This is a genomic window from Xanthomonas bonasiae (genome assembly GCF_014836395.1).
In the GTDB taxonomy this organism is placed as follows: domain Bacteria; phylum Pseudomonadota; class Gammaproteobacteria; order Xanthomonadales; family Xanthomonadaceae; genus Xanthomonas_A; species Xanthomonas_A bonasiae.
Genome location: NZ_JACSQX010000004.1, coordinates 394,322 through 408,246, shown reverse-complemented (window position 1 = coordinate 408,246; position 13,925 = coordinate 394,322). Strand labels below are relative to the sequence as shown.

Here is a 13,925-nt window from a genome sequence, read left to right as displayed (position 1 = left end):
CAACAAGCGCGCCGGCTGCCGCTGACGCGCAATCACAGGGGAGGGTGGCGAATGAGCGAGCGCTATGCCAAGACCGACGCCGGACGGCAGGAGATCGCGGACCGCGCACGCCGGTTGCCGGCGCAGTTGCGCTCGATCCTGCTGGTGGTGGATGGGCACAAGGACGACAGCGCGCTGCAGCAGATCGTCGCCGGCCTGCATGCGCCGGAAGACGCCTTGGCGCAGCTGCAGCAGATGGGCCTGATCGCCCGCGGCGGCGATGCGTCGGCCTCGCCTGCGCCTGCAGCATCGTCATCGATATCGCCATCGGGCACGCCGCCGGCAGCGGCGACGTCGGCCGGCGCCATCGATCCGCTGGCCAGTCCGGGCGATGCGCCGGTATCGCACGAAGCGGCGCAACGCTATTCGCGCCTTTACGACGCGATGAGCGAAGCGGTGCGCAAGTATCTGGGGCTGAAGGGTTATTTCATGCAGTTGCGGATCGAGCGCTGCAGCGACGCCGCCGCGCTCGAAGCGCTGCTGCCGGAGTTCACCGCCGCGCTCGGCAAGGCCAAGTCGCCAGCGCTGGCTGCGCGTTGGCTGCAGGACACGCTTGACGACGAGCGGCGTTAGCTGCGATCGAGCGCCGATGGCGTGCGCACGCAAACGCCGGCATGTGATGGCGAGGAAGCAAGGTCCGCTGTTGTAGGAGCGGCTTCAGCCGCGACAGGATGTCCCGGTGCCGCCTGTCGCGGCTGAAGCCGCTCCTGCAGGTTTCGTCTGTCTGCAGACAGATCAGGATGCGCTCTGACTGCGCTTGCTCAATTCAAGCCTTCGGCCTGCAGCGCCGCCTGCACCTGCGGATCGGCTGCCATGCGCGCGAAGAAGTCCTGCAGGTTGGCGCCGAGTTCGATCTTCAGCGCCTGCGCCCACCGCAGGGTGACGAACAGATACGCATCGGCGATCGAACGCTGCGTGCCGGCGAGCCATTGCTGCGTCGCCAGCTGCGCGTCCACGCGCGCGTACAGCGTACGCAGGCGTTCGCGCGCATGTTCCTGGGTGCGCGCGATCACCGCCGCGTCCTCGAGGTAGCGCGTGCTGCCGAACAACGGATGGAAGGCCGGATGCAGGTCGGCGTTGAGGAAGGCGAGCCAGCGCTGCACTTCGGCGCGACTGCGCGCGCTGCCGTCGCCCGTCAGCTGTGCCGCGGGTGCGCTATCGGCGATGTAGTTGAGGATCGCCGAGTTCTGGGTCAGCACCCACTCGTCCACCTGCAGCGCGGGCACCGCGCCGGCGGGATTGAGCGCGAGATAGGCCGGTGCCTTCATCGACGCGGCGTCGAGCACTTCCAGTTCGAACGGCAATCCCGCCCAGCGCAGCGCGATGTGGTCGGCCAGCGAGCAGGCGCCGGGCTTGGCATACAGTTTCATTGCAGACTCCGCACGAACAAAGGGCCGGGAAGCGTACCCGGCCCTGCGTGCGGTTGGCGATAGCGCCGCGCTGGCCGGTCAGGACGCGTTGCGCGGCCGCAGCTTCTGCACGCGGTAGAACGTGTGGTCGCCGATCGTCGCCACCTGGTAGGCGTTGCGCCAGCTCGGGCTGGCGATCGCATGCGCGGCGAAGTGGCTGGCGCCGGGCACGATCTCCTTGCGCTGGCCCTGCGGCAGCGCCCAGTTGCGCTCGGCGGCGAAGGCGACGTTGACCGCATCGGCCCAGGCGTCGTCGTTCTTCAGTTCGGTGCCGGGTTTCACCAGGCCCGGCGCGAACTGTTTGCGCGCGGTGACCACCTGGCACATCGAGTTGCCCCACAGCCCGCTGTCCAGGCGCCGCAGCGCCACCTCGGCGACCGCCTGCTGGCCGCGCAGCGTCTGGTCGCGCGCTTCCAGATAGACGGTGGTGCTCAGACACAGCGAATCGGCGGCGGGTTGCGGCAACAGTTGCGACAGCCAGAGTATCCAGGCCAGTTTCATATAACTCCTTGCTCCGTATGGGCCGTCATCGGGGCTGCACCGGGTGGCGCGGCAAGGCGATGCGGCTTGGCGTCATGGGGAGGCGGCCTGTCACGGGTCGCCCGGGTGCCGGCGCAATCTGGAGGCCGGCGGATCCACCAAGATGGGCGGATCGGAAGTGGCGCGCACAATAGGCGCCGCTTCCCCAATCGCAACTGAACCCCGGTTGTTGACAGGGTTCACTATCCGTGTGGTGCGCGCGGCGCGTGACCCCGCGCGCGGAGGTATCGAAGCGTGGTGTATCCGCTGCAACCAGGGTCAGGGAAACTGACCGCGTTGCATCAGCATCGCGTAGACCTTCACCACCGGATCGCGATGCTCGGCCAACTGCGCGAGCCGTTGCGCGTGGTCGGGCCAGCGCTGCATCTGCCCGGCGACTACGCGCAGATCGCCGAACCAGGTGTCGTGGTCCTGCGCGTAGTAGGGGCCGGACAGCAACGACGCCATCAGCGCGACGCCGCGATCGCGCGACGCGCCGCTCGGCGCATATTCCAGATAGCGCAGCAGTTCGCGCAGCCGTGCACGCTGCACGCGGCCGCTGCCATCGCCTGCCGCGGTCTGCTGCAGAACGCCATGGTCGAGCTGGTCGAGGAATTCGGCGGAGGCTTTTTCCAGCGCCGGGTCGGCGGCGGAGGCGTCGGGCAGCAGCAGTTGCGTGCGCACGTTGTAGCCGGCTTCGCGGATCAGCGAAACCGCCTCGTCGTCGATCGATTCCTGCGCCACCGGCGGTGCCGGCGGGATGCGTTCGTTCGGCAGTTCGGCGACGAAACGCTGCTCGAGCAGCCAGTGGTTGCCGAGCAGGCTCGCCGGGCAACGCGCCTGCGCCAGATGCGCCGCGACATAGGTGCGGTACGCCGCATGCAGCCGCTCGCGCAGTGCCGCGTCCTGCAGCCATTGCAGCAGCAGCGGCATGTCCGCGGCGACGCTCAGCTCGGTGGCGGTGAAGCTCGGATCGTTGCCGCGGATGCGCGCGAACATGCGCACCAGGCTGTCGGCGACCTGGGCCTGGCCGTTGCGCTCCAGCGCCGTGCTGGCGAGCACCATCTTCAGCGCCGGCGCCACGTCGGTTTCCTGTTGCGCCTTGTCCACGCGCTCGGCGAGCGCCGCCGCCTGCGGCGCGGCCTGGGCCGGCTGCAGTGCGGTCGCCAACGCGTAGGTCGGGCTGGGATCGTCGATCAGCTCGGCATCGCAGCCGGCGGCCTGCGGCGTCGGCAGCGCTGCGAACAGTGCGGCCGCCTGTGCGGGAGACGTCGCCAGGATGCGCGCAGCGCGCGTTTGCAGCGACAGCCGGTCCAGGCCGGCGGTGCGGGTATCGCGCAATTCGTCGCCGTGCTCTTCGCTGACATAGCCGGCGCTGGCCAGGCCGGGCATGCGCCGCATCGCGCGTTCCGCCAGGACCGACGCCTGTTGCGCCAGGCGCAGCGCGGCGTCGCGGCGATCGCTGCCGGCCGGCGACGGCAGGTCTTTGGCGTCGGCGATGCGCAGCAGCGCGTCGGCCTGGAAATCGGCCGGTAGCGCCTGCGCCGCGGCGATGACCTCGCGCGCCGATGGGCCGGGCACGGTGTCGGTGGAAGACGGTGATGCGGACGGCATGTCGGTCGCGGCGACAGCGCGATGCGCGGATGCCGGCGCGGCGACTGGCGCCGTGGCGGCGCGTGCGCCTTGCGCAGTCGCTGCGCGTTGCAACAGGAGCCAGCTCACGCCGGCGACGAGAAGCAGGACAAGCAGGTGACGGGGACGTGGACGGGGAACGGGACGCATAGCGGATGCTTCCTGGGTGGAGAGTGCAGCGGGAAGCCGGGGAGCGAACTCCCCGGCCGGATCATGCCGCGATCACTCGTAGCGCGAGGTATTCCGGAAAATGCGCGAACGGGTAATGCTGAGCGGGTCGTCGCTGATGATGCTGGTGAAGCCGGCCAACGCCTGCACGCCGAAGTCGGAGCGGTCGTCGGCGACTTCGTTGCCGAAGTACTTGGTGCGCGTCAGGTAGTCGCTCAGCGCCGCGCAGCAGGTGCCGTTGCTGCGCACGAAGTGCTGGCCGTCGTGGCTGCCGAGGCGGTACTCGGGCACCGGCGAGAACGCACCGAGCGCGCGGTGATTGGCCTGCTCGCCGGCCAGCAGTTCGCCGGTCGGATCGCTGCGGCGCGGTTGTTTGTTGCCGATTTCCAGCCAGGCGAAGCCTTTCTCGCCGCGCGCCTGTTCGATCCACGCATTGACGCGGCAGAACGGCGTGTTGGGGCTGATCGTTCCGCACAGGCCGGTGTAGCCGCCGTCGGCGAGCCTGTCCATGTCGCCAGCGTAGACGGTCGGTGCGAACGCGACGCCCTTGGTGTAACGGGTGATGTCGCTTGGCGTGCGCGGCAGCAGCGAGGCGCTGAACTTCAGTACCACCTGGTTCTGCATGCCCAGGTAGAGGGCCAGGTCGGCGGCGCGCGACACCGCATCCAGGGTCTTCAGGTCCAGCACCACGACCATGTGATTGGCGTTGCGGTGCACGGCATCCAACGCGTTGGCCAGCGGCACCGGGCGGTAGTTGGTCTTGGCGAAGTTCTTGTCGCGCAGGAACGAATTGACCAGCTCGTGGCTGGTCATGGTGCGGATGTCCGGATTCCAGCCGTTGCCCGGCTCGAAGATGTTGAAGCTCGGCGAATGGGCGATCACGCGGCCGGCGTTCTGGTCGTGGAACAGCCACGGCTGCCCGTCGGAGGACTGCTTGACGTCCAGTTCGATCGCTTCGATGTTGTTGTTGTAGGTGTTGAGGATGGAGCAGGTGGAATTTTCCGGGCAGCCGTTGCCGACCAGGCCGCGATGCGCGATCACCGCGACGCTGGCGCGGCTGCCCTGGTAGGGGCTTTTCATGGCGTTGAGGATGTGCTGCGGATTCCAGTTGTTGGCCGCCGAGGCGAGGCCGGACAACACGGTCAGCGAGGCGCAGGCCAGTACCAGCGATAGGCGTTTGAAGCGTTTCTTGGACGATTTCATGTGCTCTCCTGTTGGGAGTGGATGGATGGACGTGACACAGGCGCAATGACGCCGATGGCGGCCGACCGTGTTGGCGCGACCGTCGCGGCGAATCGCTCGGAACGACGGCTGCGCCATCCATGGGCGCGATCTGGCTCCATGCCGACCGTCTGGGGCTTGGCTCCCCGCGACGCGTCGCGACTGTCGCCGCGTCGCGAGGATTGAGATCGACGACGGCTACCGGCGCATGTCCGATGCGCGCAAATAGCGTTGCAATGCCGCTGGTTCGTCGGTCTGGATCATGCTCACCCCATGCGCGCGCAGCGCGCCCCAGACGCTGGCCGGATCGCGCAGCGCGCGCTGGTCGGTGTAGTCCGCCGACAGCCGCATCGGCCGGCCGCTGGCGATGTCGTTGGTCATCGTGTTGACGAACAGGCGCGTGCGTGGCGCCAGTTCGCGTTGGGCGATATCCAGCACCGCCGGGTCGTCGAACATCACCTGCACCACCGCCGGACGCAACGCGGCGGCGCGGCGCAGCGCCTGTTGCGGCGAAAGCGCGGTGTCGCGTTGCAGGTACAGCACCTGCAACGCGATGCCGGCCGCGTGCGCGCGCTGCAGCGCCGCCTGCGGCACGTCCAGCGGGATGTTCAACAGCACGTCGCGTTGCGCACCGGCCGCCTCGACCACGTCCATGATCTGGTCGAGCGCGGCGGCCTTGACGTCCAGGTTCACCAGCACCTTGCCGCGCGCCGTTGCCAGCGCCTGCGCCAGCGTCGGGGGGGGGCGCTCGGTCAGGGTGCTGGTGCGGCCGCCGCCGCGGCTGCGCACGCGCAACGCGGCGATCTGCGCCGCGTCCAGGTCGGCTACCGCGCCATGTCCGTCGGTGGTGCGGTCCACGGTCTCGTCGTGCATCAACACCAGCGTCCCGTCGCGCGTGGTGCGCACATCCACTTCGACCATGTCCACGCCGTGCGCGATGCACGCGGCGATGCCGTCGAGGGTGTTCTCCGAGGCGAACTTCCAGCATGCGCGGTGCGACACCACCAGCGCATCGCCGTGCGGATCGCGCAGGCGCTCCGGCAAGTCCGTCGCCGTCGCCGTCATCAGCGGCAGCCAGATCGCCGCGCCCATCAGCAGTTTGCGGCAGCGCATGCTCACCACCGCCAGGTCAGCGATGCGTTGTAGTTGCGGCCGAAGATCGGACGCGCGTAGATCGCCTCTGCGGTGCCTTGCCCGGACAGCGTATCCACCCGCGCGTTGCCTTCGGTCAGGCCGATGCTGTTGTCGACGTTGGCCGCATGCAGCTGCAGTTCCAGGTTGTCGCTGAGGTGGGCGAACAGGCCCAGGTCGTAGGTGGTGTAGGCGGGCAGGGCGGTGGCGTTGGTGTAGTCGACGTAGCGCTGGCCCATGCGGTAGGCGGTGGCCGAGAGTTCGAGCGGACGCCCGGCGATGTCGAAGTACAGGGTCGGGCTGAGCGAGGCGATGAACTTGGGGATGCGCGAGATCTGCTTGCCGTCCAGGTCGCCGTAGCTGGCGCCGGTGGTGGCGTTGCTCAGGCTGCGGGTTTGCGGATCCTGCAGCGTCGCCGAGCCGGTCACACCGAAATAGGCCGACGGGCGCCAGGTGAACTCCGACTCCAGGCCGAAGGTCTGGGTCTGGCCGACCAGGGCCAGGGTCTGCACCGCACCGGTCGCGTCGAGCACGATCGCGCTGATCGACAGATCGTTGAAGCGGCTCCAGAAACCGACGGTGGAGAACGAGAAGGTATCGCCGAAGGCGCCGCGCAGGCCGGCCTCGGCCTGGTCGATGTCGGTGACTGCCGCGTTCTGCGTCTGGTAGACGTTCTGCAGCCGCGGCAGGCGCTGCGAGGTGGTGTAGCGGGCGAAGGTCTGCAACTGCGGGGTCAGCGCGAACTCGGCGCCTAGCGTCCACTGCGTGGCATGGCGACGATCCTCGCGCGCGCTGAACGCGCCGCTGAGGCCGCCGGCGTTGTCGTCGGCCAGGGTGGTGGAATCGCCGAGGTTGCGCGTGGTGTTGGCGTACACGCCGCCGTCGGCGCTGTAGCGGGTGTAGCGCACGCCGGCATCCACGCCGAAGCGGCCGAAGCGCACCGAGTCCCACAGGTACGGCGACAGGTAGGTGCCGTTGGCGAAACCGCGGGTGACGCCGTTGCCGTAGCGCACGAAGCCGTTCTGGGTGACCGCGCCGACCACGTTGCCGGCCGCGTCGTAGGCCAGCACGTCCAGGCGCTGCGCATTGTTCTGCAGCGTGGTCAGCACGGTGTTCTGCAGGCGGTCCTGGGCGTATTCGAAGTGCTGCACGTTCACGCCGGCGGTGAGCGTGTGCTGGCCGAGCGCCGATTCGCCGAATGCCTTGCTCAGGCGCAGATCGTCGGACAGCGTGCGCAGGTGGGTGCGTGCGTTCCACAGGCCGCTTTCCAGCACCAGGCCGTCGGCGCCGGCCGGGTCGTAGACGGCGCCGTCGCCGCTGCTGACGTAGCCGACGCGGGCCACGCGGTTGCCGAAGCCGGTGCGCGCGCGGCCGAGCTGGGTGGACAGATAGGCGGCGGCGTCGGATGGCGCGGCGCCGGAGAACAGCGCGGTGTAGTCCACCTCGGCATCGACGAAGCGCATGCGATTGTTCAGGGTCAGGCCGTCGTCCAGGTTCCACTCCAGGTGGGTGCCGAGTTGCTTGACCTTGTTGTGGATGCCGTCGGCCAGGTCCAGGTTGCGGGACACGAGGCGGTTGCCGTCGAAGGTCGGCACCGTGGTGTGGCGCAGGTCGTTGGACAGCAGGGTGCCGTCCAGCGGGTCGAGCAGCGCCGACAGCGACTGCGAGGGCGTGCGCGGATCGTCCAGCGGGATCGGGTTGTAGAACGCGGTGCGGTCGTCGAGGTACTTGGCGTCCACGTCGAGGATCGCATCGCCCATCAGGAAGGTCAGGTTGCCGCGCAACTGGCCGCCCTTGTCGGCGGTGTAGCCGGTCTCGCGCAGGCCGTCGTCGCGGCGGTGGTAGCCGCCGATGCTGTACAGCACGTTCTCGCTCAGCGGGCCGGAGCTGTAGGCGTCCTCGCGGCGCAGGCCGTCGCTGCCGACGGTCATGCGCACCGCGCCCTCGGGCGTGGCGGTGCCGTGGCGGGTGATGGCGTTGACCGTGCCGCCCGGCGCGTTGGTCGCGAACAGCGGCGAGGTGCCGCCGCGCACCACTTCCAGGCGCTCGGTCATCATGTCCAGCGAAAACAGCGTATCGACGTTGAAGAAGCTTTCCTGCGGTTCGTCGAACAGGGTCATGCCGTCTTCCTGATACTGCACGTAGTACCAGCCGCCGGCGGGCAGGCCGCGCACGTACAGGTTCTGGCCGCCGCCCTGGCCGCCGGAGGGTTCGGCCGAGAAGCCGGGCACGGCGCGCAGCATGTCGACGCTGCTGCTCGGCGCCGCGCGATCCAGGCGTTGCTTCGACACCACGCTGATCGCGAACGGCGCGTCCTTCTGCGACTGGCCCTGCGGGGTGCCGGTGACGACGATCTGATCCAGGGTGGTGGTGGCGTCGGCGGCGGGCGCCTGCGGCGGCTCCTCGGCATGGGCGCCGGCGGCGAAAACGGAAGCCAGCGCCAGCGCGAGCAGGCTCAGGTGTGGATGGTTGGTGCGCATGTGGAACTCCCCCATTAAAAGTATGTGGGGGTAATAGTATTTACCATGTATGAAACTTTCGTGTCCACATGCTAGCGTTGCCGCACATCCACTGCGGGGTCCGCGTCGTCCCATGCTCCATGCCGATTTTCCGCCGCGCGTCAGCGCCGGCGGCCGCCAGTTGCTCGACCGTGTGTTCAAGGCAGGGGTGCAGACCCAGGCGGCGCTGAGTCGCGACCTGGGCCTGTCGCAGCCCACGGTTGCACGCCTGCTGCAGGGCTTCGTCCAGGACAGGATGGTGCAGCTCGGCGCGCGCGCCGCCGAAGGCCGTGGCAACCCCAGCGTCGATGTGCGTCTGGCCCCGGACTACGCCTACGCGTTCGGCATCGGCCTGATGGGCGACGTAGTGGCGCTGGCCCTGGTCGATTTCGCCGGCGCGGTGCGCGGCCAGCGTCGCATCGGCCTGGCCGACATGCGGCGCGCCCCGGTGCTGGCGCAGCTGCTGCGGTTCCGCGAGGAACTGTTCGCCGAAACCGGTGTGGATCCGGCGCGGGTGGTCGGCACGGGCATGGCGGTCTCGGCCTTCTTCACCGGACAGGGCCAGCAGATGGCCGGGCCGCCGGCGCTGGAGGACTGGACCCAGGTCGAGCTGGGGCCGATCCTGGAAGACGCGCTGGGCTGCGCGGTCACGGTGGAGAACGACGGCGCGGCGGCGGCGGTGGCCGAGAGCCTGTACGGGGTCGGCCGCGACTGTCGCGACTTCGCCTACCTGCACCTGACCAACGGCTTCGGCGGCGGCATTATCGCCGACGGCCGTCTGTTCCGCGGCCATCGCGGCAACGCCGGCGAGTTCGGCGGCATCTGGACCGTCGGCGGCATGGCCTACCCGAACCTGGATGCATTGCTGGCGCTGGCGCGCGCGGCCGGGCAGGACTACGCCGGCGTGGAGCAGATGCTGGGCGACATCGGCCCGCACAGCCCGGGCGTGGACGCCTGGCTGGCGCTGGCCGAAGCGCCGTTCTCGCAGCTGTGCGCGTATCTGGCCTACACCCTGGATCCGCAGGCGATCGTCATCGGCGGGCGCCTGCCGGCGCCGATCGGCGAGCGCCTCATCGAACGCATCCGTATTCCTCGTGCGCCCAACCGGCATGGGCTGGCGCCGCCGCTGCCGGAACTGCGCATCGCGCGTACCGCTGGCGACGCGGTGACCCTGGGCGCGGCGCTCATGCCATTGCAGCGAGCCTTCTTCGCCTGAGCGGGCGGCGCCCCGACAGCAGCGCCAACAGCAGGCACAGCGCGCCGCAGGCCAGCGGACCGGCGGCCATCGCCCAGCGCAACAGCAGGCAATGGCTCTCGCGGTAGTCCACCGCGCCCAGCAGCAGTCCGATCACGGCGATGCCGGCCGCCAGCGCAACCTGCGCGCTGGCGACCAATGCGGCGAAGCACAGCGCGTGCTGGGCAACCGCGCGCTTGGCGGTCAATTGCGCATGCCACGCCCAGACCAATTGGCCGCTGCTGCCGCCGATCGCGCCGATGCATGCGGCCGCCAGCAGGCTCAGCTGCGGCTGCGCCGGCAGCGCCAGCGCGAACAGTGGCGCGCTCAGCAGCAGCGCCACGCCGAGCCAGGCCAGCCGTTGCCGCGGCGGATGGTGCCGGCCCAGCCGAGCGGCCAGCGGCTGCACCAGCACCGACCCCAGCGCATAGGCGATCAGCACCGCGCTGCCCCAGCCTGGCGAGAGCAGGCCGTAGGCGGCCACGTACGGCGCCAGTTTGGTGAAGGCGGGCAGGGTCAGCGAGATCGCGACGATCAGCAGCAGCGGCTGCCAGGGAATCGCGCGCCAGCACGGCGCCGGCTCGGTGCGCGTCGGTGCGTCGGCGATGGCGCCCGCGAGCGATGCGCCCTCACGCAGTAGCGCGCGCCGCAGATGCCAGGCGCACAGCGCCGCCACCGCGGCCAACAGGGCGCTGGCCTGCAGTGCGAAGGCCGCGCCCTCGGCACCGCGCGCCAGCATCGCGCCAACGATCACGCTGATCAGCAGCGCCGCGACGCCGCTGCCGGCCAGGCGCAATGCGCTGGCGCCGTCGTGGCCGCGCCACGGCCAACGTACCAGGCTCAACAAGGTGTTCTGCGCCACGTCGCAGACCGCGTAGGCGATGCGGAACAGCAGGCTGAGCACCAGCACGTAGCCCAGCCGCAGCGGCGCCGGCAGCAGCGGCGCGGCGAACACCAGCAGCAGCGCCAGCGCCGCCGCGCTCAGGCCCAGCCATTGCAGGCGCCCGATGCTTGCCACCCCACGCAGCTGCCGGCGCAGGCTCCAGCCGGCGCCGAGGCCGATCCCCGCGCTGACCAGCAGGCCCAGCGCCAATACCAGCCCGGCGGCGGTTGCCTCCAGTCCGGCGTGTTCGGTCAGCGAATAGATCAGCAGCAGTTCGCCGGCGTACCACAGCAGGCTCTTGCCGAAATGCGCGCAGGCATACGCCGCCAGCGCCGCGTGCGGCAGCGAGGGCAGTGCGGGCGAGGTGCGATGCATCTGCGCGTTATAGCGTCGCGATGCGACAGCACCGAGTCCGGGCCAGCAGATCGTTGCCTGCTAGGATCGGCGGCATCGGCCCGAGCGATCCGAGGAGGTGTCCATGTCCCTGCGCATCCCGTTCCTGTTCGCGCTTTGCGTGTCGGCTGGCGGCGCGACGCCTGTGCTGGCAGCGCCTGCGCAGACATCGAACGCCGGTGTCTATCAACTCTCCGGGACGCACTTGCTGCAACTGCTCAAGGGCGATCCGGATGCCGTTGCCGGGCTGGAGCCGCACCTGGCCGAACGCCATCGCCAGCAGGCCAGCGAAACGGCGAAGTTCTACATCGCCGGCGTCGCCGACGGCGCTGAAGGCGTGCAATGGTGCGCTGGTGCCGGCGTGCTGCGGCACGAACTGGCCGATCGCGTGTACACCGCGCTGAGCGCGCTGCCGCCGGCCCAGTTGCAGCAGCGCGCCTCGATCGCGGTGATCCAGGCGTTGCGCGCGTCGTTTCCCTGCTCCAGGTAAGCGCGCCTACAACTGCGCCGCCAGGCGGCTGCCCTGGGCGATGGCGCGCTTGGCATCCAGTTCCGCGGCGACGTCGGCGCCGCCGATCAGGTGCGGCTTGCGGCCGGCGGCCAGCAGCGCATCGTGCAGGTCGCGGCGCGGCTCCTGGCCGGCGCAGACCACCACGGTGCCGACCGGCAGCACCTGCTCGGTGCCGTCCACGCGGATGCGCAGGCCGGTGTCGTCCATGCCCAGGTACTCGACCCCGCCGAGCATGGTGACGCCCTTGGCCTTCAGCGTGGCGCGGTGGATCCAGCCGGTGGTCTTGCCCAGGCGCGCGCCGGGACGGCCGGCACTGCGCTGCAGCAGCCACACCTTGCGCGCCGGCGCTTCCGGCTGCGGCTTGCGCAACGCGCCGCGCGCCTCGAACTGTGGATCCACGCCCCATTCGGCCATCCAGCGCGCCGGGTCCAGTGCGGTCGATACGCCGGCGTGCACCAGGAACTCGCCGACGTCGAACCCGATGCCGCCGGCGCCGATGATCGCGACCTTGTCCGCCGCTCGCACCCGGCCCTGCAGCACGTCGAGATAGCTGACCACGTTGGGATGATCGGCGCCGGGGAAATCCACCGCACGCGGCAGAATGCCGGTGGCCAGCACCACCTCGTCGAAATCGGCCAGCAGCGCCGCATCGGCGGTGGTGTGCAGGCGCACGTCCACGCCGGTGGCCTCGAGCTGGTGGCGGAAATAGCGCAACGTCTCGTGGAACTCTTCCTTGCCGGGAATGCGCTTGGCCACGTTGAACTGGCCGCCGATCTCCGCGGCGCTGTCGAACAGGGTGACGCGGTGGCCGCGTTCGGCGGCCACCGTGGCGCAGGCCAGTCCGGCCGGGCCGGCGCCGACCACGGCCACGCGCCGGGGCGCCGTCGTGGGCAGGTAGTTCAGTTCGGTCTCGGCCGCGGCCCGCGGATTGACCAGGCAACTGGCGGTCTTGTTCTCGAACACGTGGTCCAGGCATGCCTGGTTGCAGGCGATGCAGGTGTTGATCGCCTGCGCCTGGCCGCGCCGCGCCTTGTTCGGCCATTGCGGATCGGCCAGCAGCGGCCGCGCCAGCGACACCATGTCGGCGCCGCCGCCGGCGAGGATGCGTTCGGCCACGTCGGGCATGTTGATGCGGTTGGTGGCGATCAGAGGCACCCGCACGTGTGGCTTGAGCTTGGCGGTGACGCCGGCGAACGCGGCGCGCGGCACCGAGGTGGCGATGGTCGGCACGCGCGCTTCGTGCCAGCCGATGCCGGAGTTGATCAGCGTCGCGCCGGCCGCCTCGATCGCCTGCGCCTGCGCCACGATCTCCTGCCAGTCGCTGCCGTCCTCGACCAGGTCCACCAGCGACAGCCGGTAGATGATGATGAAGTCCGGCCCGCAGGCCTCGCGGATCTGGCGCACGATCTCCACCGCGAAGCGCATGCGCCTGGTCGCGTCGCCGCCCCAGGCGTCGTCGCGGCGATTGCTGCGCGGGGCCACGAACTCGTTGATCAGATAGCCTTCCGAGCCCATCACTTCCACGCCGTCGTAGCCGGCCTCGCGCGCCAGCCGCGCGGCGCGCGCATAGGCGCCGATCTGGCGCTCGACCCCGCGGGCGGACAAGGCGCGCGGCGTGAACGGATTGATCGGCGCCTTCAGCTTCGACGGCGCCACCGACAGCGGGTGGTAGGCATAGCGCCCGGCATGCAGCAACTGCAGGCAGATCTTGGCGCCGTGGTCGTGCACCGCGCGCGTCACCTGCCGGTGCGGGCGCACTTCCCACGGCCACGACAGCTTGCCGCCGAACGGCTTCAGCCAGCCGACCACGTTCGGCGCGAAGCCGCCGGTGACGATCAGCCCGGCGCCGCCGGCGGCGCGCTCGGCGAAATACGCGGCCAGCTTGGGGAAGTCGCGCGCGCGATCCTCCAGGCCGGTGTGCATCGAGCCCATCAGCACCCGGTTGCGCAGCTGGGTGAAGCCCAGGTCGAGCGGGGCGAACAGGTGCGGATAGGCGGCGGAGGACGGGTCGGGCTGGCCGGAGGCGGGCGACATGGCTTTGGATACGCTGGCGTACGGAAGCGCGCAGGTTGCCCCGAATCCCGCGCTACGGCAAGAGGGCGCGCGAGGACCGGCCGCCGACCGAGCGGCGCACCCGCGCGCGGCGCGGACGCCGGGCAGCAAGACCGCAATCCCAGAAACGGGTTTTGTCCAGCTGCGTCGGAGGGGGGAATCCATCGCCGTTCGTCATCGTCGGTGGTCCGGATGCGGCAGGACCCCGGACCGTCGCCAACCTGTCCCCTAAAAG

At 70.0% G+C, this 13,925-nt stretch carries 11 protein-coding genes; 3 read left to right on the top strand and 8 right to left on the bottom strand.

Going from position 1 to position 13,925, the window contains the following annotated elements; translation table 11 throughout:
* Positions 1–51 precede the first annotated feature (51 nt).
* A complete protein-coding gene (locus tag H9658_RS08745) occupies positions 52–612 on the top strand; it encodes a hypothetical protein (protein ID WP_191825063.1) in 561 nt (186 codons plus the stop codon).
* Positions 613–800: 188 nt separating this feature from the next.
* Here H9658_RS08745 and H9658_RS08740 read toward each other — a convergent pair whose 3' ends face one another.
* The 6 genes from H9658_RS08740 to H9658_RS08715 all read right to left on the bottom strand — a co-directional run bounded on the left by H9658_RS08740 (position 801) and on the right by H9658_RS08715 (position 8,599).
* A complete protein-coding gene (locus H9658_RS08740) occupies positions 801–1,409 on the bottom strand; it encodes a glutathione binding-like protein (protein WP_191825062.1) in 609 nt (202 codons plus the stop codon).
* A gap of 78 nt (positions 1,410–1,487) precedes the next feature.
* Positions 1,488–1,949, bottom strand: coding sequence for a cell wall hydrolase (locus H9658_RS08735; RefSeq protein WP_145701667.1), 462 nt, complete (start codon positions 1,947–1,949; stop codon positions 1,488–1,490).
* Between the two features lie 297 nt (positions 1,950–2,246).
* On the bottom strand, positions 2,247–3,581 hold the full coding sequence (locus H9658_RS08730; RefSeq protein ID WP_225209833.1) for a hypothetical protein: 1,335 nt from the start codon (positions 3,579–3,581) through the stop codon (positions 2,247–2,249).
* A 240-nt stretch (positions 3,582–3,821) separates the two neighbouring features.
* Entirely contained in the window at positions 3,822–4,970 is a 1,149-nt protein-coding gene (locus H9658_RS08725) for a glycerophosphodiester phosphodiesterase family protein (RefSeq protein WP_191825060.1), read from the bottom strand.
* A 216-nt stretch (positions 4,971–5,186) separates the two neighbouring features.
* Entirely contained in the window at positions 5,187–6,101 is a 915-nt protein-coding gene (locus tag H9658_RS08720) for a glycerophosphodiester phosphodiesterase family protein (protein WP_225209832.1), read from the bottom strand.
* A gap of 2 nt (positions 6,102–6,103) precedes the next feature.
* Positions 6,104–8,599, bottom strand: coding sequence for a TonB-dependent receptor (locus H9658_RS08715; protein WP_191825059.1), 2,496 nt, complete (start codon positions 8,597–8,599; stop codon positions 6,104–6,106).
* A 112-nt stretch (positions 8,600–8,711) separates the two neighbouring features.
* On the opposite strand from H9658_RS08715, the gene H9658_RS08710 reads away from it, so the two are divergent.
* Positions 8,712–9,833, top strand: a complete 1,122-nt coding sequence (locus H9658_RS08710; RefSeq protein WP_179570593.1) for an ROK family protein — start codon at positions 8,712–8,714, stop codon at positions 9,831–9,833.
* On the opposite strand, the gene H9658_RS08705 is transcribed toward H9658_RS08710, so the two are convergent.
* Positions 9,802–11,109 (bottom strand): MFS transporter, encoded by a 1,308-nt coding sequence (locus H9658_RS08705; RefSeq protein WP_191825058.1) that lies wholly within the window; start codon positions 11,107–11,109, stop codon positions 9,802–9,804. The genes H9658_RS08710 and H9658_RS08705 overlap by 32 nt on opposite strands.
* 103 nt (positions 11,110–11,212) lie before the next feature.
* On the opposite strand from H9658_RS08705, the gene H9658_RS08700 reads away from it, so the two are divergent.
* Positions 11,213–11,617, top strand: coding sequence for a Rap1a/Tai family immunity protein (locus H9658_RS08700; protein ID WP_191825057.1), 405 nt, complete (start codon positions 11,213–11,215; stop codon positions 11,615–11,617).
* 6 nt (positions 11,618–11,623) lie between these two features.
* On the opposite strand, the gene H9658_RS08695 is transcribed toward H9658_RS08700, so the two are convergent.
* Entirely contained in the window at positions 11,624–13,672 is a 2,049-nt protein-coding gene (locus tag H9658_RS08695; protein ID WP_191825056.1) for an NADPH-dependent 2,4-dienoyl-CoA reductase, read from the bottom strand.
* Between the last annotated feature and the right edge of the window lie 253 nt (positions 13,673–13,925).